The sequence below is a fragment of the Thermoactinospora rubra genome, from assembly GCF_002093975.1.
Taxonomy (GTDB): domain Bacteria; phylum Actinomycetota; class Actinomycetes; order Streptosporangiales; family Streptosporangiaceae; genus Nonomuraea; species Nonomuraea rubra_A.
Map to the genome: position 1 here is coordinate 1 of NZ_MSZZ01000087.1, position 23,587 is coordinate 23,587.

The window sequence follows — 23,587 nt, forward strand, 5'->3', positions numbered from 1 at the left end:
GACTTCTAATCCGACGGTCGGGGGTTCGAATCCCTCAGGGCGCGCATCTCGACACCAGCGGGGGTTTGCTGTGTCCGGCTGTCTACGGCCAGCCCTGATCGTTTTCGGTCGTCTCTCCCCAATGCGTCCCCACGGTCCCGGGCCTGTTCCGGATCATGGATCGGGGTCACTCTCCCTGAGCGCGTCTGCGATGCGCCGCTTGGCGGCCTCATCTTGGCCGTCGATGCACTCGGCGCAGACCCGGAGCATCACGTCGACGCCATGTCCTGCCCGTTCGGCCGCCTCCGGAGCGTGGACGCCCGCGTTGAGTCACAGCGAGACCGCCGCATGTCGGAGGTCGTACGGCCGAGCCGCCAGGGGAGAGGCCACCTGCTCCGGCGGTATCGGGATCTCACGGACCACCGCCTTTCCCCGGTGCTTCAACCCTCGGTCATCGTGGGTCTTTCCCGAGTCGGTGAAGCGTTTGTTGCTCTGCGGCCCGGTCTTCTCCAGGGTCAACAGGCCCCATCCCTCTCGGGGAGGTGGCAGTCACGCTCCCGCGGTCCCGCCGCTTCGGCCGGCGGAGGTCGGCGAAGTACATGCGGGCGAACATGGCCCGGAGCATGAACCCGCGTGTCCGGCCCACGTAGGTCACGCCCACGGCGTACTCCAAGGCGTGGTGGAAGACGGCCCGCTTGCGGCGATAAGTGGAGGTGGCCGCCGCCGTCCTGTTCTGGAGCAGGGCCAGCGCGTGGAGTGCGGCGCGAGTGTGCTCGGCCTCTTCCAGCGCCTTGAGCGGCAGCGAGGCCGCTTCCAGCCAGCGGAGGGTCTTGGTGATCTCGGGTCGGGGAGGGACGGCGGTTCTCGGGCGGGAACGCGAACTCTCGCAGCGCCTTGCGTATCAGCTTGTCATCCGGACGGCCGCGAAGGTCCTTAGTGAACACGGGCGTGATTGAACCGCGCCAGGTTTGAGGTAGCCCGCAACCTCCACGGAACCCGGGGCGGTTCAGGCGGCCTACGGCGCCACCGCCAAGAGCATGACGGTCGCCAACTTCTGCGGCATCGGGCCCGACCTGGTCTCGGCCGTCTGCGACACCACGCCGGCCAAGCAGGGTCTGCTCACGCCGGGCATGCACATCCCGGTCCGGCTGATGGAGGAGTTCCACGCCGACTACCCGGACTACGCGCTGCTGTTCGCGTGGAACTTCGGTGAGGAGATCATCGCCGGGGAGGCGGAGTTCGGACGGCGGGGCGGGAAGTGGATCCAGTACGTCCCGGAGGTGCGCCTGGTGTGACGGCCGCGGTCATCAGGAGCCGGCCGCAGACCTGCCACCGGCCGGTCAGGCCGGTGAGCGGGCCGGGTGCCAGGAACCGCGCCGTGAAGGTGCCGTCGCGGTCGAGGACCACCTCGGCCTCCTCGAACTCGAGCATGGTCCCGGCCAGCGGATACCACGCCTTGTAGGCCGACTCCTTGGCGCTGAACAGCAGCCGGTCCCAGTGGGTGCCCGGCTCCTGCGCCGCCAGCCGGGCCAGCATGCGGCGCTCCTGCTCCAGCGTGACCGCTTTGAGCACGCCCGGCGGCAGCGGCAGGTGCGGCTCGGCGTCGATGCCGACGCTGCCCACCTCGCCGCTTCGAGTCAGCGCCGCCGCCCGATAGCCCTCGCAATGCGTCATGCTGCCCACCACGCCCGCCGGCCACCGGGGCGCGCCGCGCTCTCCCGGCACGATGGGTACGGCGGGCAGGCCCAGCCGGGCCAGCGCCTCACGGGCGCACGCGCGCACCGTGGCGAACTCCCGGCGCCGCTTGTCCACCGCGCGCGCGACGATCGCCTCCTCCTCCGGGAAGAGCTCGGCGTCCGCGACGTCGGCCAGCGATTCGGAGACGGCGAACCCGGGCGGCAGGATTTTCTCGAGCATGGTCACATCGATTTTCTCGGGCTGGTCATACCAATTGGAATTCCGGGGCCGGGAGGATCTCCGTCAGCCGTCCCGGCTCGGCCGCCCGGCGGCTCCACTCGCGGGGATATCCGAGCGAAACCTCATAGTGCGGAACCCCGTCGTGTACGAGCAATCGCGGAACGTGCAGGTGCCCGTAGACCACGCCCGCGACGCGGAAGCTGGTGAGCCATTCCGCGGTGGCGGCCGAGCCACACCACAACGCGAATTCGGGATACCTCAGGATCTCGGTGGGGCGGCGGATGAGCGGGAAGTGGTTGACCAGCATGATCGGCAGGTCGGCGGGGATCTCGGCCAGGCGGGACCTGGTGATCTCCAGCCTGGCCCGGCACCAGGCCTCCCGGCTCGGATACGGGTCGGGGTGGAGCAGGAACTCGTCGGTGCAGATCACGCCGACCTTGTAGGCCGCCGCCAGCGCCGACTCCCTGGAGACGTGACCGGGCGGGACGAAGGTGTAGTCGTAGAGCACGAACAGCGGGGCGATCACCAGCGGGCCGCCGGGCCCGTGCCAGACCGGGTAGGGATCCTCCGGGGTGTGGATCCCGAGCTCGCGGCACAGCTCCACCAGGCGCAGGTACCGCTCCTGCCCGCGCAGTCGCACCGGGTCCTGGGCGTGGGTCCACAGCTCGTGATTTCCCGGCGCCCAGACAACGGTGGAAAACCGGCTGCGGAGAATTCGCAACGCCCATTCGATGTCCTCGAAAATCTCGCCGACGTCACCGGGGAGAAGCAGCCAGTCACCGTCCGACTGGGGCCGCAGCGACTCGACTATCCGCCGGTTCTCGGCATGGCGCACGTGTAAATCGCTGATGGCCAGGAGCTTTTCTCGCCTCATAGATTTCCATCCTGGCCAGCGCGGCAGCCGCATGGCAACCCCTAAAATGAATTCAGCAGCGCTTCGTCCGGCTTGTAGCGCCCAATGATGAGGTGGCGGCAGCGGATCCAGTGAGGGAGTGCGGGCGTGACGAAGATCCCGTTCAACCGGGCCTACCTGACGGCGCGGAGTCGGGCTACATGGCCGCCGCTTTGACGCGCGACACGCTGGAGGGCGACGGGCCCTTCACCGCGAAGGCCTCGGCGCTACTGAGGGACATGATCGGGGCATCGGCGGCGCTGCCACATCCACGGCCCATAGAACGTCGACGGAGCCGGACGCGCCGGCAGCCGTCCCGCAGACCGCCGCTGCTCCCACAGCTCCTTGGACACCACACTGAGATTGATCGTGAAGCTGACCTGCTCCCACATACTGAACGCCGACTTCTGAAACCCCAGCCGCGCCCAATGTCGGTCATCCGGAAGCCGGTAGATCTGACCGGACCCGACAAAGCCAAGCTCCCGAAGCGCCGGTGCGATCTCGTCACGGAGCATCACCCGGAAGGCTTCCTGTGCACTCGACACGCCCTCATTCAACATCACACAGATGACGCCTCCGGCGGGGGCCTCCGGCTCCAGGATGATCGCCCGCACGTTGCCGAGGGCCGTAGGTGGCTGGGATGATCAGGCAGGCGGGAAGCGTGAGGGGGCGCACAAACCAAGATTCGGGACATGCGCGGGACACAGGCCGCGCCAGCCTATCCAGTGGGCTATCGGTCCGCTGGTCGGAGCCGTTTCTTCCGCTTCGTACGGCCGTCCACTTCTAATCCGACGGTCGGGGGTTCGAATCCCTCAGGGCGCGCCAGCAGGACCAGGCAATCCATGTGTTGACCTGGTCTTTCGTTTGATCGAGGTCTTCGCCGAATGCAGCCGTATGCCAGCGTTCGCGGAACATGACGAGTGCCCCGGGGGATACCCGGGCCCGTATGTCGTGAGTGATCATGCAGCGTTGGGGGCTTCGAGGATGCGCCGGTTGGCGATCTCGCGTTGGCCGACGATGCACTTGGCGTATACCCGGAGCATCACGTCGACGCCATGTCCTGCCCGTTCGGCCGCCTCCGGAGCGTGGACGCCCGCGTTGAGCCAGAGCGAGACGGCCGCGTGTCGCAGGTCGTACGGCCTAAGCGTCTATCCAGAAGTTCTGCGCGTAACCGGGTGTGAGATCGCAGGGGTAGGCAGACGTTGACAGGGGCCCCGCCGGGGGTTGGATCAAGGTTGCTCACACCCGTCTGTCCGCCCCGGCGAGGTCGTGGTCAGTATGCGCCCGCCTGTCGTGTTCGCCAGTGCTCCCGACGTCTCGATCGAACACCTGCAGACGGAGCCGCGGGGCCGCTGGTGGCCGGCGATGCGCGCGGTCCGGTGCTGTTGCCGCTGCACAGGTGGCCGGCGGCGCAGATCGCCGGCCTGTTCGGCGCGACGCCGGCACGGTTCGCCGGTGGATCGGCCGGTGCAACCGGCCGGGGCCGCACTCGGACCGCCCGTCGGCCCCGCCGTACCAAACGAACCCGCCGCGCCGGGGCCACACCGCCGCCGTACTTCTCCGTGCCTGACGATCGCCTGATCGTGGTTGGCCACCGTGCATGACGGGGGCGATCGCCGGTCCGGGACTTCGTTCCTCAGCCCCGGCCCACCGAACATGACAGTGAGGCTTGGGGCCGACCTGGGCACTGTCATTTTGATCAGCGTCAAATTAGGACGCCCGAACGACATTCAAAGTGACAGTGTGATCCGAGCATGGTTCGGAGAGGGCTCTGTGGCAAGGCGAGGGCATCGCTGCATCACCACCGCTTCCGGTCCGACGCTGGCATGGGTCAGAAGGAGGCATCGGGTATGGCGGCCCGAGAGTGGGGCGGCGAAGGTGTTGTGGGCTGATTGTGACACCGGTGATGCGGCTGGCGAGTGCCAGGCCCGCCGGGATGGGGTTGTCGATGCTGTCGCGGGCGGCCGGATCGATGCCCAGCTCGCGGAGGTGACGATTGAGCCGGTCGGGATCTTCGCCCTGCCTATCGATGGGAAATCCCGGGTTGATGTCGGTGATGAGCCGGCCGTCGACGGCATAGGTGAAGTGGTGCTGTGCGTAGTCATGGCGCTGCACCGCCACGGCCTCCCCGCCGTTGCGCGACAGGGCGCTCAGAGCCTCCCGTTGCGCGCCGCGCCAGCCGCAGTCCTCGATCGCGACGGTCCAGTCCCCGATTCGCCTCACGGTGATGATCTGAGGTCCTTCCGGATAGGAGCGGTCCCCGTCTCCGATCAGCCGGATGTCCTCATCTGCGGCGCCAAGCCGGCGCAGCACCTCGCGCTCGTCGATCCCACGAACGAAGACAATCGTGTAGATGTCCCCAAGTTGGCTGTCCCCCTGCCACTCGTAATCCTCCGGCGACGCGCCGGGAGTTCTCGCGGTGGCGTGGACCATCTCGAACTTGTTTGCCTGCTCGTAGGCCTCGGGATGGGTGGCGAAGAAAGCCTCGATGATTTCCGGAGCGACCTGGCCACGCTCGCTGACGGAGTAGTCCTTCGTCTTCGCCCATGTGCGGATGCGGCGGGAGGTGTCACGCCCGTGCGTCCAGTAGGTGACACGGAGGGGGGTGAAGTCGGCATCGGACATAATCAGAAACTACCGATGGGTTTGATGTCCTGTCTGTCCGTCCAGGCCTTGTGCTTCTCTCGGCAGGCCGTGGCGGCGAAGCGTACTCTAACAGGAGGGCGGGCCGAGTTGCCGATATCTCCGGTCGCGACACCCATCCCGCGATCCGGAGCATATACGGAATGCCCCGGTGCATCTAGCTGGCGAATACAGTTAACCGCCAGGTTAGAACGCCGAATGGCCCATAGGAAGCCATCCTCTTCTCATCCGACGGCGGGGTTTGAATCCCTCAGGGCGCGCTTACCTTCCTAGCAGTGGGGAGCAAGCCCTTGATCAGCGACGATGGCGGTCAGGGCTCTCGCGTCGAATTCGGTGGTGTACGGCCAGTCGGATGGTGACGGAAGACCGAGCCGGGCGCGCAGGTAGGTATCGTAGCCGGGGATGGACCGGGTGATCTTCGCCAGGGAGGTCGTTCCGCTGAGTACGGCGAGCAGGGCAGGCAGGTCGGAGGTCAGGTCGGCGATGGTGACGTGCTCCGGGTGGCGGGAGAGTACATCGATCGGGGATGATGGCGCGCGAACACGGCCCCTGTTCTCGATCGACTGGCTTCGCCCACCGACGATCATGAGGGGTCGCGATTGTCATCTTCGCGCCGGGGTGCCCTCAATCTTCCGATCCGTGCAGGGTGTGACCATCTCACCAGCCGAGAACGCTTCGGCCCTGCCCCTCGGAGTCCCCTAAGTATTGGGCGAGGAAACGTGATATTGAGCGTCTGGTGGCGCTATATCAAAGCCACCTGCCCGATGATGACGACAGCTACCCGAGGATCTTTTGTTAGCTCAGCGGCCAACTCAATATCGGCATTGTAGGCAGAGCAGAATCGCAATTGCTGAGAACGCTGATCTCGACAGTGCGCTCGTCTGTAACTCGGCTTTCTCCATATCGGCTTCCTTTCCGTATGTTGGCGACACATACGGTGCTCATCGGGACTGGTGCCAGAGGTCGCGAGATCGGCCCGAGTCCGATCTCGCGACCCAGAAGCCTAGCAAGGGCCTAATGGAGCTTTCGACTGGTTGTTGGGAACGCCTGGGGGTGTTCGTCCGAACGCATGCATCGGGACAATAGAGACTGTAACGATCTGGGACTCCAAGACGGTGGCGGTTGCCCATTCGTGGCCGAGTAGGCAACGTCCTTCGTAGGTCTTGAAGACCGTTCCGGATGTGTATGAGAAGGGCCGATGCCAGATGCGTACGCACATTGGCAGCGCGCCAGACGTCTTTCGGCCTGTGACCCGGGAAAATAGGCGATGCGTCTGCCTGGTCTGTCATCGACGGTCGGGGTTCGAATCCCTGAGTATGCACGACCAGGACCAGGCAGCATATGCGCTGACCTGGTATTTCGCTGGACCGGGAGCTTTCTCCGGGTGCGGCGGGAGCGGCTGGGAGCAGCCGTGTGCCAGCGTGAATGGAATGCCACGACCCGGTTTTCGCGGGTAGAGGCCAGGATATCGGAGCCTTGTGGCGAAGACGGCACGGATCCGGGAATACCCGCTGTCCGTATGCTGTGAAGAACCATGGGCTTCACTGGTGGGGCCGGGATCTACGGTGTGCGGCTTTCCTCGAAGGCGCGAAACACTCGCGTGCTCGCGTCAGGTGCCTCTTCGTCCCGAAGGCGGTCGGTGAGCAGGAAACCGGCCAGTTCGAACGCGGAAGCGTGCTCACGCTCGCTAAGGAAGAACGTCCCGCCGCCGAGGTCGGGATTCCAGCCGTGCGTCAAGGCGTAGTCGATGACGTTCCGCACGTCCTTCGGGGTCGGATAGCTGGAATCGGTCCTGCAGCCCCACGGCAAGTCCGCCTTCGACAACAGGTCCGCCTGGAGCACACGGCTGTTCTTCCCGGCGCCCCAAACGCGCACGCGGACGCACCTGTGGCAGTGGCGTTCACCGATGACGTGGTAGATCTGGCCGGTCCATGCGAACTCCCGCCCGTTCGCGTACAGCTTTCGCAACCGCCTTGCCACGCTGCTCACCTCGCCTCATCGACCGGGCTGAAGCCTAGGGTCGCCGGCCTGCGTGCGGCGAACGAATTTGGGTCCCCGGAACGGGGCGTGCCCCTTGCGGCATGGGGCGATGGGCCGGTGGCCGAACTGGAGGTGGGGCCATCGCGTTCTCTCCTGGCTTGTCGCGGGGAACCGGGAAGGCCGGGCTGGCCCGGATGGAGAGGCAGGCGAAGAGCGCGCTCAACGTCCGCCCCTCCATCACCCCGCTCCGGGGAATTCCAGGGGTCCGGCTAACGGGGAACGGGTTCGTCGACCAGGGCCACGCGGACGTCCGCGGGGCCGCCGCCGTACAGCGGGATGGAGAAGACCGCGGTACGGCCGCGCGCCGCGAAGCTCGCGAACCGCAGGCCGCCGTCGTCCCAGAAGTCCTGGACGTCCGAGGACAGGTGGGCGGAGGCCGAGCAGTAGGCCGGGCTGCGGTAGAGCAGCTGCAGCGACGTCTCCAGCGGGATGAGGCCGGGGTCGCGCACGGCCAGCGGGTTGCGCAGGCGGACCACAAGCCGGCGCAGCGGCGTCAGCCAGTGCCGGTCCAGCTCGGGGGACAGGGCGATCAGGGCCGCCGCCTCAACGGCGGCCAGGACCGCGGATTCGGGGGAGATCGGGTACGGCCCGGCCGCCGCGGCCAGGACGCTCATGGCCAGCAGCAGGCCGGCGCGGGCGAACGAGCGCCGGTCGACGCGCCGGCCATGGGCGCCCAGGCAGCCGCACGACGCCTCGGGGGCGGCGATCGCGGCATAGGTCAGGTATGCCAGGAACCCGGCGGACAAGGCGGCGGCCGCCGCGGCGTCCCACGGCGAGGACGGCGGCGCGAGCAGGAGTCCCGAGACCGCCAGCTCGGCCGCCGCCACCAGGCGGAGCAGGGGGACCGCGCGCGCCGGGCCCGCCAGCCTGGCCAGCGCCGTCTGGCCGGCCTGCGACCGCATCCGTCGGCTGAGCAGTTTCATCAGGGCCGCCCAGATGAGGAAGGCGGCGATCACGTAGGGCTGCGACGCGGCGATCCCTTGCATCACTCGCTCCTAATGCGGGAGAACCTCGATCCCAAGCGGGGACAAGGCGCTAATGCGGGGAGAAGACGGTGGCGATGTCGACTTCGTTGGTGTCGGGCCGCCAGGCGCCCAGGATCTGGACGTGCTGGCCGACGCGCAGAAGTGACAGGTCGGCCGTCGGCGGCGCGTCGGAGTGCATGGCCACGGACTTGCCGGGCACGACGTGGCAGAGCACGTCCTGGCCGTTGTGGTCGAGGTGGATCTTCTCGCTGGTGATGTTGCGGACGTGGCCCTTGATGTTGACGATGTTGAGCCACACCGACTCGGCCGCCAAGATGCCGTCGGGCATGCGGATGCCTCTGGCGTACAGGCCGTCGCCGGGTTTGGCCTCATCGAAGCCGACCGGGCCGAGCTTCCACAGGCTGGTGCCGTCGACGACCCTGATCCGGTGGAAGACCAGGTTCGAGCCGAGGACGAGCAGCGTGTTGCCCCTGATGGAGCGGATGCGGCCCTCGGCGAAGTCGGGGTCGGGGACGCCGGGCTCGGGCTGCGGGGGAGCGGCGGCGAAGGCCGCCTCGGGGCCGAGCGAGCCCATCGCGGTGGCGGCCACGACCGTGGCGCCGCCGCCGAGGAGTGCGGATTTGAGCATCTGCCTGCGTGTGGTCATCCTCAGCTCCCTCAGGCCGTCGAGATCTCGCAGGGGCGCAGGCCCGTGGACAGGCTGGCGATCCTGCTGTAGGCCGCCGGGGTGAGGTCGATCAGCCGGTCGCTGGCGCAGGTGGCGCCGCAGCAGCTCCGCTCGCCGCAGAACAGGTCGGTCTGCGGGCCGCAGTCGGCGATGGAGGTCACGACGCTGGCGCCGCCGCACAGGGAGGTGGTCCTGTGGCGGAACCCGCAGGTACGGCGCGACAGGGAGTAGCCGCAGCGGTCGGGGCGGGTGATGCTCCAGCAGGCGTCGGAGGTGTTGGGCCAGGCGTGCTGCAGGCTTCCCGAGTTGCAGGTACCGCAGGCTCCCCGGCCGGTGGAGCTGCACGGTCCCCAGGCGTTCCCGCAGCAGAACCACGAGACTTCGCCGCGGACCGGGGCGAGTAAGTCGATGGGGTCAGTGGGCGTGGGCGTGCTGCGCACCATGCGCGTCCTCCTTGGGGGGTGTGTAGGGGGCCGGTGGTGCAGCGCTGCGATGAAATTTCCCGACTTGATCTATCAATAGCATGTAAGGATTTTTCGTCAATGCCCAAAAACGGCCCGAGCTCGTCGGCTCGCCGAAGGTTCGGGAACGCCGGGACGCCTGCGGCTCCTCCGGCTGGTCACGTGGCCGCGGCGTCGCCGAGGGCGGCGGCAAGGGCGGCGAGGTGCGCTGAGACCGGGCCCAGGGTGAGCAGGCCGCTGCCCGCGCCCGCCAGTTCCCCGGCCGCAGGCTCCAGCGCGGCGCGGGCGCGCCGCATCGCCTCCCGGTCGCCGACGGCCACCGCCGCCCGGGCCACCAGGCACCACATCGCCTCCATCAGCAGGTCAGGCGGCGGTTCCGGCACCCCGGCCAGGGCCGCCGCGGCCTCGTCACGGCGGCCTTCGGCGAGGAGCAGCAGGGGACGGACCCACGGCTCGTACGGTCCCCAGTCCGCATGACCGGTGCTGGGCGGCAGGCCACGGCGCACGCGCGCGCACAACAACGCGAGCGGCAGCAGTCCCCGCTCCAGGCCCGGCATGCCGGCGCCGTCCAGCCGCGCGGCCGCCCGGCGGTAGGCCGCCTCCACCTCCCCGGCGGCCGGTGCCACGCCGCCCGCCCCGGCTTCATCGGGCGGCATCCGTCCCGTCGCGTCCAGCCGCAGCGCCCGGTACCAGCCGGTGAACACGCTCACCAGCGGCCGTTCATGCCGCTCGGCCAGCCGTTCGGCCGCGGCGGCGTGCCGGTCGGCGGCGGCGAAGTCGGCGAGCGCGCACCGCGCCTGCAGCCGGATGAGATGCCCGAGCACCTCGAACGTGTCCAGCCCGTGCCGGGCCGACAACGCCACCAGCCGCGCGCCGATCCCGTCCCGGCGACCGGCCAGCCCCGCGCGGGAAAAGCTCTGCATGAACGCCCCGTTGAGCGCGAAGGCCAGCAACGCCGGATCGTCCAGCCTGCGAGCGATCTCTTCCGCCTCCCGGGCCGCCGCACCCGCACGCGCGGCGTTCGTGCCGCGCGACTCCAGGGCGATCGTGGCCAGCAGGCGCGCCCGCACCGCGTCCGGCGCGTCCGGCGGGAGAGCGGCCAGGGTGCGTTCGGCCGCCGCCACGACCTGCGCCGCCTGCTCCGGGTCGTCCGAACGGGTCCAGATCGCCGGCACGTCGTAGGAGCCGATCACCCGCGCCGTCAGCTCCGCCTCGCCCAGCTCCTCGGCCGCCGCGATCGCCGCCACCCGGTGCCGGCGCGCCGCCTCCAGGCCCGCGCCGCCGGTCACGGCCAGCTCACGCAGCAACGTCACCGCCGACTCCAGCCGCGCCCTGGCACCCGCCGGCACGCTCCGGTCGTAGGCGGTGGCCGCCTGCGCCCACACCGAGCCTGCCGTACCGGACACCGGGTCGAGATGCGGGGCATGGTGGAGGATGTCGGACTCCAGGCGGCGCAGCCGCGGTCCCGGGTCCACCCCCAGGTGCTCCGCCAGCAGGCCGCGCGCCCGGCGCAGCACCGCCAGCGCGTCGCCCTGGCGGCCGGCGCGGTACAGCGCCAGGGCCAGCAGCCGCCAGCCGTCCTCCCGCCACGGATGCTCGGCGACGTGCGCCTGCAGGTCCGGCACCGCCTCGCCGGCCGGTCTCAGCGCCAGCCGAGCCTCGGCCCGCCGTTCGACCGCGTGCAGGCGCAGCTCCGCCAGGCGCGAACGCTCCGCGTCCGCCCAGCCCTGGCCGGCGAAGTCGGCGTAGGCGGGCCCGCGCCACCAGCTAAGGGCCTCCTCCAGCCGCTCGAGAGCCTGCCGGGGCGGCAGCGCCGCCGCGTCGGCGACCGCCCGCTCGAAGCGCCAGGCGTCCACCGCGTCCGGCGCGGGACGCAGCGCGTACCCGGGTCCTTCGGTCACCAGCAGCTGAGACCGGGCGCGTGGCGGCCGCTCCGGCTCCAGCGCGCGGCGCAGCGCCGCCACGAACGTGCGCAGCGCCCCCACCGCGCCCGGCGGCGGCTCGCCCTCCCACAGGTCCCCGGCCAGGCGCGTCACCGGCACGACACGGCGGCGGGCGACGATCAGCCGGGCCAGCACCGCGCGGTGCCGAGGCCCCTTGACGTCGATCACGCCACCGGACCCGTCCCAGGCCGTCACCGGCCCCAGCACCCCGAACCGCACCGTACGCCCCTCCTCAGCCAGCCACCGTAGCGCGCTGACCGGATGCTCATTCGCGCCCGGCAGGCTGGGCGGCGTCACCTTCCGCAACCCTCCTCCACAAGGGAGCGCACCATGACGACCGCCCTCACCGGCTTCGACTACCGGCGCGTCCCCGTCGCCGACGGCGTGTCGCTCAACGTGGCCGTCGGGGGCGCCGGCAGCCCCGTCGTGCTGCTGCACGGCTTCCCCCAGACCCACCTGATGTGGCGGCACGTCGCCGCCGACCTGGCCGCCGACCACACCGTGATCTGCCCCGACCTGCGCGGGTACGGCGACAGCGACAAGCCCGCCGAGACCGGCGCCGCCACCTACGCCAAGCGCACCATGGCCGCCGACGTCGTGGCGCTCGCCCGCGCACTGGGACACGAGCGGTTCGCGCTGGCCGGGCACGACCGGGGCGCCCTGGTCGCCTTCCGCGCCGGGCTCGACCACCCGGCGGCGATCACCCACCTGGCCTGCCTGGACGTGCTGCCGACCCTGGACATGTGGCAGGTGATGCGCGGCGCCGAGGCGGCCGTCGGCTTCCACCTGTACCTCATGGCCCAGCCTCCGGGTCTGCCCGAGCAGATGATCGCCGCGAGCGCGGACGAGTTCTTCGGCCACTTCCTGGACCGGTGGGCGGGCGACGCGCGGGTCTTCCCGGCCGACGTGCGTGCCGCGTACCTGCGGGCCTGCCGCGAGGCGATCCCCTCGATCGTCGCCGACTACCGGGCCTCCGCCGGGATCGACGTCGAGCACGACCGGGCCGACCGGGAGGCGGGCAACCGGCTGCGGATGCCGGTCACCGTGCTGCAGCAGGACTGGGGCGCCGCGCTCGGCTACGACGCGGCGGCGCTGTGGCGCGCCTGGGCGCCCGATCTGCGGCACGAGATCGTCGCCTGCGGCCACTTCATGGCCGAGGAGGCGCCCGCCGACGTCGCCAAGGCGCTGCGCGAGCTCCTCTCCCGCTGACGACGGCGAGCGGCCCGAGCTCATCGGGGTCCCCGCCCTCAGCGGCGGGGCACGACCAGGCCGGGGCGCAGGGCGAGCAGCACGCCCAGCGTGGCGTAGCCGAGCAGCAGGTGCCCGCCGCCGACCCAGCGCGCGCCGTCCTCGCCGACCAGGATGAACAGCGGCACGGTCGCCACGGCCCAGCTCTCGGCGATCAGCGGCCACCAGCGCAGCGCGCCCCGCCAGCGCCCGGCCACCGCCAGCTTCACGCCGATGACCATCATGCCGAGCATGGACAGCGGCCAGAAGGCGTCCAGGACGGCCAGCGCCGCATGGTCCTGGGCGGGCTCGGGCAGGATGCCGTGCAGCAGCGACCACACGCTGGCCAGGCCGAGCAGGACGAGCTCGACCTTCAGCATGATCCTGGAGACGTGCGACTCGCCCGTCGCCCGGGTCCTGATCTGCACGGTGAGCAGGGCGAACACGCCGAGCTGGAACGCGAGCCCGGTCAGGTCGCCGAAGCGCTCGGCGAACCCGTCGTTCACGGTGCCGAACAGGAAGATGCTCGTGGCCCAGGCGAGCGTGCCCGCGGTGAGGGCGAGGCCGAGCCGGCGCACGGTGCCGGGGGCGATGGGCGCGGGGGCGGCCGGGTGGCCGGGGGCGGGGACGTCGGTCCTGGCCCTGGCCGGGGTGGTGCTGAGCTGGGTGTCCATGACGGTCCTTTCTCGAGGTCGCATCGTCGTGGCACCACTGTCCGGGCCGGCGGACCCGGGCGGGCAGAGCCCGGCGTCCCGAGTACGGTCGGGACGGGCGTCCCGGGACGAAAGGGACAAGCATCGGGTGTAATGCGTGGTGTGATTCGTACGGGACGCGGCAGGGCGCCGGTCGTGCTGGCCGCCGCCGCGCTGGCCATCGCGGCCGCGACGGTGGTGCTCGACATCCGGGCGCGGGGCGTGCCGGTGCCGGAGGCGGCGCAGCTGGAGCCGGGTTGGCCCTCGGCGCTGTCGGGGCTGGCGATGCTGGTGCCCGGAGTGTTGCTGCTGCGGCTGCTGCCGCGCCACGCGGTGGCGTGGGTGCTGACCGGGTTCGGGCTGCTGTGGCTGGTGGACGGGCTGGCGACGAGCTGGGCGATCCACGCGGTCTACGTGGAGCCGGGCGCGCCGGGTGCGTCGGCCGCCTACTGGTTCTACGCCCGGTTCGGCGCCACGCTGCTGCTCGGGCTGCCGGTGCTGATCCTGCTGTTCCCGGACGGCCGGCTGCCGGAGGGCCGCCTGTGGGGCGCGCTGTCGGTGGCCAGCCTGGCGCTGACCGGGCTGCTGTCGGCCCTGCTGGTCACGGCGCCCGCGGCGGTGATGACGCGCTTCCACGGCATCCCGCTGCCGCCGGAGATCGCCCGGCTGGACCTCGATCCGCTGGCGGTGGCGCTGCCGTACGCCTTCTGGGAGCCCACGCTGCGGGTGGCGTACCTGTCGGTCCTGGTGAGCCTGGTGGTGCCGTTCGCCGCGACGGTGCGCCGCTACCGGGCCGCCGATCCGGAGCGGCGAGCGCAGATCCGGTGGCTGATGTGGGCGGCGCTGGTGGACATGGTCGTGCTGCTGCTGCCGCTCCGGATGCCGCCGCAGCTGCCGGCGGTCCTGCTGGGCCTGTCCATCGCCCTCACCTCCGCGGCGGTCGTCGTGGCCGTGGCCAAGTACCGCCTCTACGACGTCGACCGGCTGTTGTCGGCCACCGTGGCGTACGGCGTGCTGGCCGCGCTGGTGGTGGCCGTGGACGTGGCGGTGTTCACGGTGGCGGGCAGCGTGCTGGGCGAGCGGGACTCCGCGCTGGCCGCGATCGCGATCGTCGCCGTACTGTACGCGCCGCTGCGTGGGTGGCTGTGGCGCGGGGCACGGCGGCTCGTCCAGGGCAACCGGCACGATCCCTATGCCGCGGTCTCGACGCTCGCCGAACGGCTGGAGCTCACCACCGACCCCGACGGGCAGCTGCGCGCGCTGGCCACGACGCTGGCCGAGGCGTTCCGGCTGGCCTACGTGCGGGTGGAGATCGAACGCCCGGACGGAACGCGCACGGTGGTGGAGCGCGGCACGCCACGCGGGTCCACGGTGTCGCTGCCGGTGGCCTACCGGGGCGAGGCGGTGGGCCGGCTGGTGCTGGGCCGTACCGACCTGAGCGAGCGCGACCAGCGGCTGCTGGGAGATCTGGTACGGCAGGCCGCCGCGGCCGCCCGGGCTACCGAGCTCAGCGCCGACCTGCAGCGCATCCGCTCCCGCCTGGTCCTGGCCCGCGAGGAGGAACGCCGCAGGCTCCGCCGCGACCTGCACGACGGGCTCGGCCCGAGCCTCGGCGCGATGGCGCTGCGCATCGAGGCGGCGCGCAACCTGGCGCCCAGCGCGCCCGAGCAGGCGGACCGGCTGCTGGAACAGGCCGCGGCCGAGGCCGGCGGTGTGCTGGCCGACGTGCGCAGGCTCGTGCACGACCTGCGCCCGCCCGCGCTCGACGAGCTGGGCGTCCTGCGCGCCATCGAGCAGCAGGCCGACCGGTTCCGCTCGCCCGCGCTCGACGTCCGCGTCACCGGCGACGGCCCGCTGGAGGCGCTGCCCGCCGCCGTGGAGGTGGCGGCCTACCGTATCGTGTCCGAGGCGCTGGCCAACGTCGTCAAGCACGCGGCCGCCACACGCTGCGACATCGCCTTGAGCGTGCGCGAGGGCGCGCTGGAGGTGACGGTACGCGACGACGGCACCGGCATCGGGCCCGACGTGGCGGCCGGGGTCGGCATGCATTCGCTGCGCGAGCGCGCCGCCGAGCTGGGCGGGCACTGCGAGGTGAGCTGCCCGCCCGGCGGCGGGACCCTGGTCGGGGCGCGGTTGCCGATCGAGGAGGTGGCAGGTGTCTGACGAGCCGATCCGGGTGGTGCTGGCCGACGACCATCCGATCTACCGGGACGGGCTGGCGGTGCTGCTGGGCTCCATCCCGGGCATCGAGGTCGTGGGCACGGCCTGCGACGGCGCGCAGGCGGTCGAGCGCGCCGCCGAGCTGCAGCCCGACGTGGTGGTGATGGACGTGCGGATGCCCGGGCTCGACGGCATCGAGGCGACCAGGCGGATCGTCGCCGACAGCCCGCACATCGGCGTCGTCGTGCTGACCATGTCGGAGGAGGACGCCACGCTGTTCGCCGCCATGCGCGCCGGCGCCCGTGGCTACCTGCTCAAGGGCGCCGGGCAGGCCGAGATCGTGCGCGCGATCACGGCTGTCGCGCACGGCGAGGCGATCTTCGGACCGGCCGTGGCGCTGCGCGTGGCCGAGTTCTTCCACAGCGCTCCCAAGGCGGGCGACGCCGTGTTCCCGCAGCTCACCTCGCGCGAGCGGGAGATCCTCGCTCTGGTGGCGGCGGGCCGGTCCAACGCGCAGATCGCCTCGGCCCTGTACCTGTCGCCCAAGACCGTGCGCAACAACGTCTCCAACATCTTCGCCAAGCTCCACGTCGCCGACCGCGCGGAGGCCATCGTCCGCGCCCGCGACGCCGGTCTCGGCCGCTGACCGCGTCGTCCCCTCAGGTCACTGCCGGGTGATCTTCACGTCGTCGACGCCCGCCTCCACGAGGCTCGCGGCGGACGTGTCGGCCGCCTCGATGAGGATGCGCACCGTCTGCCCGGCGAAGGCGGAGATGTCCGCGGTAGCCGTACTCCAGGCCGCGTCGCGGTCGGAGGCGGCGCCCAGCTGCTGGAACACCGTCGTCCCGTTGACCTTGACGCGGAAGAAGTCGGCGCTGGAGGAGTTGGAGCCGTGTGCCAGGTACCAGGACAGCGACACCTTCAGCACGCCGCCGGACGGCAGGGCGATCGGCGGTGACTGGATCGAGGTGACGCCTGCGTCGATGTCGTAGGCGCCCGCGCCCGAGCCCGCGAGGCGGCCGGTGACCAGGTCGTTCGCGCCGCTCACGGTGGTGCCGAGCTGCTTGGCGCCGCTGGAGCTGGTCGCCTCGGGGTCGCCGCGCTCCCACTGCCCGGTGGTGGCGGTGTCCGTGCCGTCGGGGTTGGCGGTCCAGCCGGTGGCGGTCTCGAAGTCGTCCGCCCAGACGACGGCCGGCGGTACGGCGGCGCCGATCGTCCAGACCGCGTGGGCGATGGCGTCGGCGTTGCGGTCCAGGGCGGTGTCGTTGATGTTGGCGGTGGTGTCGCACGAGCGGTGGTAGCACGGGTCGAACGCCTGCCCCGCCGTACCGCCCCAGAGCTGGGCCTGGGCGCTGGTCTTGATGCCCTCGGCGCCGGTGAACGTGCCGCCGGCGGGGATGCCGGCGCTGATGAAGGGGCCGTAGTCGGAGCGCCCGTCGAAGTCGGTGCCGCGCGTGGGCACGCCGATGGAGGCGAAGTAGTCCTGCAGGACCCTCTCCAGCTCCGCCGACCCGGCCGGACCGGGGCCCGCGCCGACGCCGTCGGAGTCGTCGCCGTCGTAGACGAAGTAGCCGGCGTTGGGCGAGCCGACCATGTCGAAGTTGAGATAGCCCTTGATCTTCGCGCGTTCGGCGGCGGGCAGGTTGTTGACGTAGAAGCGCGAGCCGCGCAGGCCCAGCTCCTCGGCGCCCCACCAGGCGAAGCGCAGGTGCTTGGTCGGCTGCAGCCCCTGCCGGGCGACCTGGAGGGCCGTTTCCAGGACGGCGGCGCTGCCGGAGCCGTTGTCGTTGATGCCGGGGCCGGCGGTCACGCTGTCGAGGTGGGCGCCGACCATGAGGATGTCGTTGGGGTCGCCGCCCGGCCAGTCGGCGATGACGTTGTAGCCGGTGGCGCCGTTGTAGGTGAAGGTCTGGAGCGTGGTGGCGAACCCGGCCGCGTCCAGCTGGCTTTTGACGTAGTTGGCCGAGGCCAGGTAGCCGGGGCGGCCGTGCGCCCGGTTGCCGCCGTTGTTGCCCGCGATCGTCTGGAACTGCGACAGGTGGGCCTTGAGGTTGGCGAGGGAGATGTCGGGCGCCGCGGCGGCCGTCGCGGGTGTGGCGTTGACGAGCGGGACGGCCAGGCATAAGGCGGCGACGAGCACTCGTGCCTTCATGGGGGATCCTCCGTGGGGGGTGGGACAGAGGCGGGGGCCGGGCGGTCCCCGGTGAGAGGACCGCCCGGCTCTTCGATGGGTCTTACCTGGCGACCACGCCGTGGTGGTCGTCGTGCGACCCGGCGGCCGAGGCCTTCTTGGCGGCGGTGGCGCTCGCGCCGGGACCCGGCAGGTCCTTGCTGAAGCCGAAGACGACCGCCGCGGTGGCGATGGCCCCGGTGTTCAGCGCGAGCGCCTTGTCGTTGACGTTGGCGATGGTGTCGCAGGCCTGGTGGTAGCAGGGGTCGTAGGCGACGCCCGCCGTACCGCCGAACATCGCCTGCTGCTCGGCCGTCTTGATGCCCTCGGCGCCGGTGAACAGGCCGCCCGACGGGATGCCGACCGCGATGAACGGCCCGTAGTCGGACCGGCCGGAGAAGTCGGTGCCGATGTGCGGCTGGCGCAGCGCGTCGAAGTAGCGCTCGTAGACCTTCTCGATCTCGGCCGAGCCGGGCGGCCCGGCCGGGGCGCCGACGCCGTCGGAGTCGTCGCCGTCGTAGATCATCAGGGCGTAGTTGGGCGAGCCGACCATGTCGTAGTTGAGGTAGAGCTTGATCTTGGCGAGCTCCTCGGCCGCCAGGCCGGCCACGTAGTGCTCGGAGCCGAGCAGGCCCAGCTCTTCGGCGCCCCACCAGGCGAAGCGCAGCTTGTTGCGGGTGGGCACCTTGCCCAGCGCCTCGGCCACGGCCAGCAGGGCGGCGCTGCCCGAGCCGTTGTCGTTGATGCCCGGCCCGGCCAGGACCGAGTCGAGGTGGGCGCCGCTCATGACGACCTTGTCCGGGTCGCCCCACCGGGAGTCGGCGATCACGTTGTGGGTGACGCGCATCTCGCTCTCGGTGTCGGTCTTGAGGCGGACCACCGTGCCGGCGGGGTCGGCCAGGTCCTCGCCCACGGCGAAGCTGGTGCCCACCACCGGGATGGTGACGCCGGGCTCCAGGAGGTTGCCCAGCAGGGTCGCGGTACGGCCCGGCTGGCCCTCGTTGAAGATGATGGCCGCGGAGGCGCCCGCGGCCTCGGCGTTGAGCGCCTTGACCCGGAAGTCGCAGCTGCCGCGCTGCATCAGCGCGATGTTGCCCGCGGTGAAGCCGGCGAAGTCGGTCGGCTCGCAGCCGGAGGTGGAGCTGCTGGGCGCCGGGCCGGGCGGCAGCACCAGGTCGACGGCCTGGACCGGCGCGGTGACCTCGCCGGATCCCGAGTAGGTCATGGTGGCGAAGTCGCCGAGGGAGGAGCCGTCCGGCGGGGTCGGGGCGTAGGTCTTCGGCTCCGGTGAGATCTGCGCCATCTGCGCCGTCGACTTCTCGCGGAAGAAGCCGAACTCGAACGGCTGGAGCGTGACGGCGTAGCCGGCCTTGCGCAGCCGGGCCGCCACGTAGTCGCGGGAGGCGTCGTAGCCGGGCGTGCCCGAGGCGCGGGTGCCGCCGTTTGCGTCGGCGATGGCCTGGAACGCCTGGAGGTGCTTCTTGACCGCCGGGGCGGTGACGGAGTCGATCAGCCTCTTGTGGGACGGGGCGGGGTCGGCCTGCGCCGGGGAGGCGAGTGACAGGGGCAGCAGCAGGGCGGTGGCCAGGGATAAGGCGCTGATCGCGCGGCTGCGGGGGACGTGAGGCATGGAGGGTCGCTCCTCCGGTTGGGGAACCTTGGCAAGGGTCGAAACGTGCTGAACGGAACTTAATCCCCGCAACCAGGGCTAGGGAAGAGGCCGGCCTTCCGGCGGTGAGCCGTTGCATCGGGGGCGCCAAGACACCGGCCGGCCTCGTTCTGGCAGGCCAGGGCGGGGAGGACCGGAGCGGGAAGGCGGGGAGACCTGACCGGAGAATCCGGCGACTATGTCCTGGGGCGTTCGGAGGCCGAGACGCGGCGGCGCATCCGGCAGGCGCAGGTCTACGCGCCGATCTCTCGCGCGTTCTTCGTGGTCGCCTTACACCCTGGCCGAACGGCTGCGCGAGGAGAGCGCGAAGGCGCAGGCTGTCCAGACGCTGCCTCCGCTGGTCGGCGCCTGGACACGGCGTTGAGCCGGCGGGCCGGCGCTTCTCACCGCGGAACTTCTTGAGTTAGTTATCCGACTGACTATGGACAGCGGGCCATCTGAGTGGCTAGGGTCTTGAAAAGTAAGTCAGCCAACTAACTCTGTGGAGAATGACATGATCGTCGTGACCGGCGCCACCGGCAACGTCGGACACCAGCTCGTGGCACTGCTCACCGCCGCGGGCGCGCAGGTGACCGCCCTGTCCAGGCACGCCGCCGAACCGTCCGACGGCGTACGGCACGTGCGGGCCGACCTGGCCGACCCCTCCGGCCTGAAGGAGGCGTTCGACGGCGCGGACGCGCTGTTCCTGCTGGTGGCGGGCGAGGACCCGCAGGCCGTGCTGGAGGCCGCCCGCGCCGGCGGGATCCGGCGGGTCGTCCTGCTGTCCTCCCAGGGCGCGGGCACCAGGCCCGAGTCCTACCGCCACCCCGTGGCCTTCGAGGAGGCGCTGCGCCGCTCCGGCCTGGAGTGGACCATCCTGCGGCCGGGCGGCTTCCACACCAACGCCTACGCCTGGGCCCCGTCCATCCGCGCGAGCCGCTCGGCCGCCGCGCCCTTCGGCGACGTCGCCCTGCCGACCGTCGGCCCGGGCGACATCGCCGAGGTCGCCGCGGCCGTGCTGCGCGAGGCCGGGCACGCGGGCCGTACCTACGTGCTCACCGGCCCCGAGCCGACCACGCCACGGGAGCGCGTGGCGGCGATCGGCGCCGCGCTGGGCGAGCCGGTCCGCTTCGCCGAGCAGACCCGGGAGGAGGCGCGCGCACAGATGCTCCAGGTCATGCCCGAACCCGTCGCCGAGGGCACGCTGGCCATCCTGGGCGCGCCGACCGACGCCGAACGGCAGGTCAGCCCGCACGTCGAGCAGATCCTCGGCCGCGCTCCCCGCTCCTTCGCCGACTGGGCCGCCCGCAACGCCGCCGCCTTCATGTGACCGCACCGCCCCGACAGCCCGCCAAGCTCACCATCTGAAGGACCTGTCATGCCTGTTCAACACGTACTCGACTCCACCATCTCCTACCGGGAGATCGGCTCGGGAAGGCCGATGGTCTTCCTCCACGGCAACCCCACCTCCTCCCATCTGTGGCGGGACGTCCTCCCGGCGGTCGGCGAGGGCCGCCGCCTGGCCCCCGACCTGATCGGCATGGGCGAGTCCGGCAAGCCCGCCGTCGACTACACCTTCGCCGACCACGCCCGCTACCTGGACGCCTGGTTCGACGCCCTGGAACTCGACGACGTGGTCCTCGTCGGCCACGACTGGGGCGGCGCCCTGGCCTTCGACTGGGCCGCCCGCCACCTCGGCAGGGTGCGCGGCATCGCCTTCACCGAAGCCATCGTCAAGCCGATGACCTGGGAGGAATTCCCGGACGGCGGGCGCGAGCTGTTCCGAGCCATCAAGACCGAGGGCGTCGGCGAGAAGATGATCCTGGAGGACAACGCCTTCCTGGAGGCGCTGCCCGGCAGCGTCGCCAACCCGATCGGACAGGGCGGCCTGGACGTCTACCGCAAGCCGTACCCGACGCCGGAAAGCCGCCTGCCGCTGCTGCGGTGGGCGCGCTCGATGCCGCTGGGCGGCGAACCCGCCGACGTCGTGGCCAGGGTCGAGGCGTACGACAGGTGGCTGGCCGCCAGCGTGGAGGTGCCGAAGCTGCTGCTCGCCTTCGCTCCCGGCCCCGGCGCGATGATGCACCAGGACATGATCGACTGGTGCGCCGCCACCATGGCGAGCCTCGAAGTCCGGCAGTACGACGAGGTCGCCGGGCACCACACCCCCGAAGACCACCCCGAGCTGATCGCCGAAGCCGTCGCGACCTGGGTGGACGCGCATGCGCTCCGATAGGGTCTGACCACTCGGAAAAGGGGCGCCGGGCCGCTCGGGATCCTCGTCGGCCGGCTTGTGTCCGCTGCCGCCGGGATGCACATTCACATGCGGACGGTTACGACAAGGTCGGAGTGGACGCCGCTTGGCGGTAAAAGTCCGCGGAACTCCGGCGCCCGCCCTCTTACCGTCGGCACCGACCCACCACGACCAGGGGGTTGGAGATGACAGCGGCGAACGAGAACACCTACGCCCTGGGCCACGACGATCCCGAGCTGGCCCGCCTCGAACACCAGGCCCGCATGCTGGCGCCCGCCACGGAGGCGATCCTGCGGCTGGCCGGGCTGCGCCCCGGCATGCGCGTCCTCGACCTCGGCACCGGCCCGGGCGACGTGGCGCTGGCGGCGGCCGGCATCGTCGGCGACGCCGGCGAGGTGGTCGGCATCGACCAGGAGGAGAAGGCGCTCGCCCTCGCCCGGCGCCGCGCCGCGGACCGCGGGTTGCGCAACGTCGCCTTCGAGCGCGGCGATGTGCGCGACTGGCGGGCCGCCGGCCGCTTCGACGCGGTCGTCGGCCGCCTGATCCTGCTGTACTGCCCCGACGTGCCGGCCGTGATCCGGCACCACCTGGAGGCGCTGGAGCCCGGCGGCGTCTATGTCGCCATGGAGTACGACATGACCGCCACCCGCGCCGAACCGGCCTGCCCCGCCTTCGCCCGGGCCGTCGGCTGGGTGGTGGAGGGCTTCCGGCGCGGCGGCATGGACCCCGCGCTGGGCCTCCGCCTGGGGCCGGTGCTGCGGGCGGCCGGGCTCGATCCGACGGTCCTGGGCCTGCAGATCTACGTGTCGCAGCAGGACGGCGCCCGGGCGCTCGCGGGGATCGTCTCGACCCTCCTGCCGCTGATCGAGAAGACCGGGACGGCCACGGCCGAGGAGGTGGACATCGCCACGTTGCCGGACCGCCTCATGGCCGAACTCGCCGCCGCGGACGCCGTGCCGATCTATCCCACCCTCGTGGGAGCCTGGGCGTCCCGTCCTTAGCTCCGGGGCGGACGTGGCCCTTAACGATCTTTGGTCGTGAGGTTCCGGACGTCCGCGGGCACGACGCAGGACAGGGCGCGGCGCAGGACGGCGGCGAAGGATTCGGCGTTACCCGCTTCGAGCCAGTGCCGCCCCGCCACGCGGACGGCACCGGCGACCGCGGCGGCCATGACGGCGGGGAAGAGGTCGCGTGCGGGGTCGGTGCCGGTGCGCATGGCGATCGCCTCGGCGAGCGGGCCCTCCGCCATGCTGAACGCCTTGAGCGCCTCGCCTTCCAGCTCCGGCGTCGACATGATCATGCGCAGGCCGGCCCGGTCGGGCTCCGGGTCGGTGTAGAGCTCGATCATGGCCGCGATGACGGCCTGGTCCAGCGGCTCGTCGGCGGGCCGGGCGCGCAGCGCCTGCCCCGCGCGCTTGGACTGGTCGGCCTGGAAGGCGCAGATCGCCTCCTCCCTGCTGGAGAAGTAGTTGTTGTAGGTGCGCGGCGAGACGCCCGCGGCCTCGGCGATGTCGTGGACGCGGACGAGGGCCAGCCCGCCCGGACCCTGTTCGACGGCCAGGCGCAGCGCGGCTCGGCTGATCGCCTCCCGGGTGGCCTGCTTGTTGCGGGTGCGTAGGTCCATCGTGTCCTCGCTCATGGGACGACTCTATCTGATATTGCGCGCCGCGCACTATATGCGTGACACGCAATTCGTGTGTAGAGTGCCACCAGACGCCTGGCACTCGCGCCCGGAGAGTGCCAACCATCGGCGTGCGCCGGGGCGGCGAGGCCCGCCGGCGAGGGCGTGCTCTCGCCTCGCGGGCCGTCCGTCGCGGGCGCCGTCCCGGACAACCCCATCGAACGACAGGAGCAGGAATGGCTGCCAAGATGATCGCGTTTGACGAGGACGCCCGGCGCGGTCTCGAG

General features: G+C 71.2%; 20 protein-coding genes and 2 pseudogenes. 7 read left to right on the forward strand and 15 right to left on the reverse strand.

The annotated features are described in order from the left end of the window. Nucleotides 1–992 precede the first annotated feature (992 nt). Nucleotides 993–1,274, forward strand: a pseudogene (locus BSB02_RS37835) (methyltransferase C-terminal domain-containing protein); the annotation flags it as partial. Here BSB02_RS37835 and BSB02_RS37840 read toward each other — a convergent pair. The 11 genes and pseudogenes from BSB02_RS37840 to BSB02_RS37890 all read right to left on the reverse strand — a co-directional run bounded on the left by BSB02_RS37840 (nucleotide 1,198) and on the right by BSB02_RS37890 (nucleotide 11,747). Beyond that, the gene (locus tag BSB02_RS37840) at nucleotides 1,198–1,896 is read right to left on the reverse strand and encodes a 4'-phosphopantetheinyl transferase family protein (RefSeq protein WP_084965822.1); all 699 of its coding nucleotides are present in this window, start codon (nucleotides 1,894–1,896) and stop codon (nucleotides 1,198–1,200) included. The pseudogene BSB02_RS37835 and the gene BSB02_RS37840 overlap by 77 nt on opposite strands. Nucleotides 1,897–1,921: 25 nt before the next feature. Beyond that, entirely contained in the window at nucleotides 1,922–2,770 is an 849-nt protein-coding gene (locus BSB02_RS37845) for a metallophosphoesterase family protein (RefSeq protein ID WP_206185109.1), read from the reverse strand. A 245-nt stretch (nucleotides 2,771–3,015) separates the two neighbouring features. Beyond that, the gene (locus BSB02_RS37850) at nucleotides 3,016–3,402 is read right to left on the reverse strand and encodes a DUF4304 domain-containing protein (protein ID WP_084965824.1); all 387 of its coding nucleotides are present in this window, start codon (nucleotides 3,400–3,402) and stop codon (nucleotides 3,016–3,018) included. A 345-nt stretch (nucleotides 3,403–3,747) separates the two neighbouring features. After that, a pseudogene (locus BSB02_RS42785) lies at nucleotides 3,748–3,930 on the reverse strand (tyrosine-type recombinase/integrase); the annotation flags it as partial. A 568-nt stretch (nucleotides 3,931–4,498) separates the two neighbouring features. After that, nucleotides 4,499–5,413, reverse strand: coding sequence for a DUF6461 domain-containing protein (locus tag BSB02_RS37860; protein ID WP_084965825.1), 915 nt, complete (start codon nucleotides 5,411–5,413; stop codon nucleotides 4,499–4,501). 287 nt (nucleotides 5,414–5,700) lie between these two features. Continuing rightward, on the reverse strand, nucleotides 5,701–6,018 hold the full coding sequence (locus BSB02_RS37865; RefSeq protein WP_084965826.1) for a hypothetical protein: 318 nt from the start codon (nucleotides 6,016–6,018) through the stop codon (nucleotides 5,701–5,703). Nucleotides 6,019–6,991: 973 nt separating this feature from the next. After that, entirely contained in the window at nucleotides 6,992–7,411 is a 420-nt protein-coding gene (locus BSB02_RS37870) for a hypothetical protein (RefSeq protein ID WP_143591700.1), read from the reverse strand. 269 nt (nucleotides 7,412–7,680) lie between these two features. Continuing rightward, nucleotides 7,681–8,457 carry a MauE/DoxX family redox-associated membrane protein gene (locus BSB02_RS37875; RefSeq protein WP_084965828.1) on the reverse strand — a complete coding sequence of 259 codons (777 nt, stop codon included), beginning with the start codon at nucleotides 8,455–8,457 and terminating at the stop codon, nucleotides 7,681–7,683. A 49-nt stretch (nucleotides 8,458–8,506) separates the two neighbouring features. Beyond that, nucleotides 8,507–9,103 (reverse strand): cell wall protein, encoded by a 597-nt coding sequence (locus tag BSB02_RS37880; RefSeq protein WP_084965829.1) that lies wholly within the window; start codon nucleotides 9,101–9,103, stop codon nucleotides 8,507–8,509. Between the two features lie 11 nt (nucleotides 9,104–9,114). Continuing rightward, nucleotides 9,115–9,567: an RlpA-like double-psi beta-barrel domain-containing protein gene (locus BSB02_RS37885; RefSeq protein ID WP_084965830.1), complete on the reverse strand. Its 453-nt coding sequence runs from the start codon at nucleotides 9,565–9,567 to the stop codon at nucleotides 9,115–9,117. A 176-nt stretch (nucleotides 9,568–9,743) separates the two neighbouring features. Further along, nucleotides 9,744–11,747, reverse strand: coding sequence for an AfsR/SARP family transcriptional regulator (locus BSB02_RS37890; protein WP_206185110.1), 2,004 nt, complete (start codon nucleotides 11,745–11,747; stop codon nucleotides 9,744–9,746). A 111-nt stretch (nucleotides 11,748–11,858) separates the two neighbouring features. On the opposite strand from BSB02_RS37890, the gene BSB02_RS37895 reads away from it, so the two are divergent. After that, complete coding sequence (locus BSB02_RS37895; protein WP_084965831.1) at nucleotides 11,859–12,737, forward strand: alpha/beta fold hydrolase; 879 nt, start codon at nucleotides 11,859–11,861, stop codon at nucleotides 12,735–12,737. A gap of 38 nt (nucleotides 12,738–12,775) precedes the next feature. On the opposite strand, the gene BSB02_RS37900 is transcribed toward BSB02_RS37895, so the two are convergent. Beyond that, nucleotides 12,776–13,429 carry a hypothetical protein gene (locus tag BSB02_RS37900; RefSeq protein WP_084965832.1) on the reverse strand — a complete coding sequence of 218 codons (654 nt, stop codon included), beginning with the start codon at nucleotides 13,427–13,429 and terminating at the stop codon, nucleotides 12,776–12,778. A gap of 141 nt (nucleotides 13,430–13,570) precedes the next feature. Here BSB02_RS37900 and BSB02_RS37905 point away from each other — a divergent pair, with 141 nt between their 5' ends. After that, nucleotides 13,571–15,610 carry a sensor histidine kinase gene (locus BSB02_RS37905; protein ID WP_143591702.1) on the forward strand — a complete coding sequence of 680 codons (2,040 nt, stop codon included), beginning with the start codon at nucleotides 13,571–13,573 and terminating at the stop codon, nucleotides 15,608–15,610. Further along, nucleotides 15,603–16,253, forward strand: a complete 651-nt coding sequence (locus BSB02_RS37910; RefSeq protein WP_084965834.1) for a response regulator transcription factor — start codon at nucleotides 15,603–15,605, stop codon at nucleotides 16,251–16,253. Before BSB02_RS37905 ends, BSB02_RS37910 begins: the two co-directional genes overlap by 8 nt. Nucleotides 16,254–16,271: 18 nt before the next feature. Here BSB02_RS37910 and BSB02_RS37915 read toward each other — a convergent pair whose 3' ends face one another. After that, complete coding sequence (locus BSB02_RS37915) at nucleotides 16,272–17,759, reverse strand: M20/M25/M40 family metallo-hydrolase (RefSeq protein ID WP_084965835.1); 1,488 nt, start codon at nucleotides 17,757–17,759, stop codon at nucleotides 16,272–16,274. An 82-nt stretch (nucleotides 17,760–17,841) separates the two neighbouring features. Then, nucleotides 17,842–19,407 (reverse strand): M28 family metallopeptidase, encoded by a 1,566-nt coding sequence (locus BSB02_RS37920; protein WP_084965836.1) that lies wholly within the window; start codon nucleotides 19,405–19,407, stop codon nucleotides 17,842–17,844. Nucleotides 19,408–19,939: 532 nt separating this feature from the next. Between BSB02_RS37920 and BSB02_RS37925 the strand changes: the two genes are divergently transcribed. The 3 genes from BSB02_RS37925 (at nucleotide 19,940) to BSB02_RS37935 (ending at nucleotide 22,680) form a co-directional block, all read left to right on the forward strand. Beyond that, a complete protein-coding gene (locus tag BSB02_RS37925) occupies nucleotides 19,940–20,755 on the forward strand; it encodes an NAD(P)H-binding protein (RefSeq protein ID WP_084965837.1) in 816 nt (271 codons plus the stop codon). Between the two features lie 48 nt (nucleotides 20,756–20,803). Then, on the forward strand, nucleotides 20,804–21,661 hold the full coding sequence (locus BSB02_RS37930) for a haloalkane dehalogenase (protein ID WP_084965838.1): 858 nt from the start codon (nucleotides 20,804–20,806) through the stop codon (nucleotides 21,659–21,661). Nucleotides 21,662–21,864: 203 nt separating this feature from the next. Further along, nucleotides 21,865–22,680 carry a methyltransferase domain-containing protein gene (locus tag BSB02_RS37935; protein ID WP_143591704.1) on the forward strand — a complete coding sequence of 272 codons (816 nt, stop codon included), beginning with the start codon at nucleotides 21,865–21,867 and terminating at the stop codon, nucleotides 22,678–22,680. 20 nt (nucleotides 22,681–22,700) lie between these two features. Here the strand turns inward: BSB02_RS37935 and BSB02_RS37940 are convergent, their stop codons facing one another. Beyond that, on the reverse strand, nucleotides 22,701–23,318 hold the full coding sequence (locus BSB02_RS37940; RefSeq protein ID WP_084965840.1) for a TetR/AcrR family transcriptional regulator: 618 nt from the start codon (nucleotides 23,316–23,318) through the stop codon (nucleotides 22,701–22,703). Nucleotides 23,319–23,587 lie beyond the last annotated feature (269 nt).

Bases quoted from the DNA above. Each gene is read 5' to 3' on its own strand.
- BSB02_RS37840 (WP_084965822.1), bottom strand. From the start codon at position 1,896: ATGCTCGAGAAAATCCTGCCGCCCGGGTTCGCCGTCTCCGAATCGCTG.
- BSB02_RS37845 (WP_206185109.1), bottom strand. From the start codon at position 2,770: ATGAGGCGAGAAAAGCTCCTGGCCATCAGCGATTTACACGTGCGCCAT.
- BSB02_RS37860 (WP_084965825.1), bottom strand. From the start codon at position 5,413: ATGTCCGATGCCGACTTCACCCCCCTCCGTGTCACCTACTGGACGCAC.
- BSB02_RS37865 (WP_084965826.1), bottom strand. From the start codon at position 6,018: ATGATCGTCGGTGGGCGAAGCCAGTCGATCGAGAACAGGGGCCGTGTT.
- BSB02_RS37875 (WP_084965828.1), bottom strand. From the start codon at position 8,457: ATGCAAGGGATCGCCGCGTCGCAGCCCTACGTGATCGCCGCCTTCCTC.
- BSB02_RS37880 (WP_084965829.1), bottom strand. From the start codon at position 9,103: ATGACCACACGCAGGCAGATGCTCAAATCCGCACTCCTCGGCGGCGGC.
- BSB02_RS37885 (WP_084965830.1), bottom strand. From the start codon at position 9,567: ATGGTGCGCAGCACGCCCACGCCCACTGACCCCATCGACTTACTCGCC.
- BSB02_RS37895 (WP_084965831.1), top strand. From the start codon at position 11,859: ATGACGACCGCCCTCACCGGCTTCGACTACCGGCGCGTCCCCGTCGCC.
- BSB02_RS37900 (WP_084965832.1), bottom strand. From the start codon at position 13,429: ATGGACACCCAGCTCAGCACCACCCCGGCCAGGGCCAGGACCGACGTC.
- BSB02_RS37915 (WP_084965835.1), bottom strand. From the start codon at position 17,759: ATGAAGGCACGAGTGCTCGTCGCCGCCTTATGCCTGGCCGTCCCGCTC.
- BSB02_RS37920 (WP_084965836.1), bottom strand. From the start codon at position 19,407: ATGCCTCACGTCCCCCGCAGCCGCGCGATCAGCGCCTTATCCCTGGCC.
- BSB02_RS37925 (WP_084965837.1), top strand. From the start codon at position 19,940: ATGATCGTCGTGACCGGCGCCACCGGCAACGTCGGACACCAGCTCGTG.
- BSB02_RS37930 (WP_084965838.1), top strand. From the start codon at position 20,804: ATGCCTGTTCAACACGTACTCGACTCCACCATCTCCTACCGGGAGATC.
- BSB02_RS37935 (WP_143591704.1), top strand. From the start codon at position 21,865: ATGACAGCGGCGAACGAGAACACCTACGCCCTGGGCCACGACGATCCC.
- BSB02_RS37940 (WP_084965840.1), bottom strand. From the start codon at position 23,318: ATGAGCGAGGACACGATGGACCTACGCACCCGCAACAAGCAGGCCACC.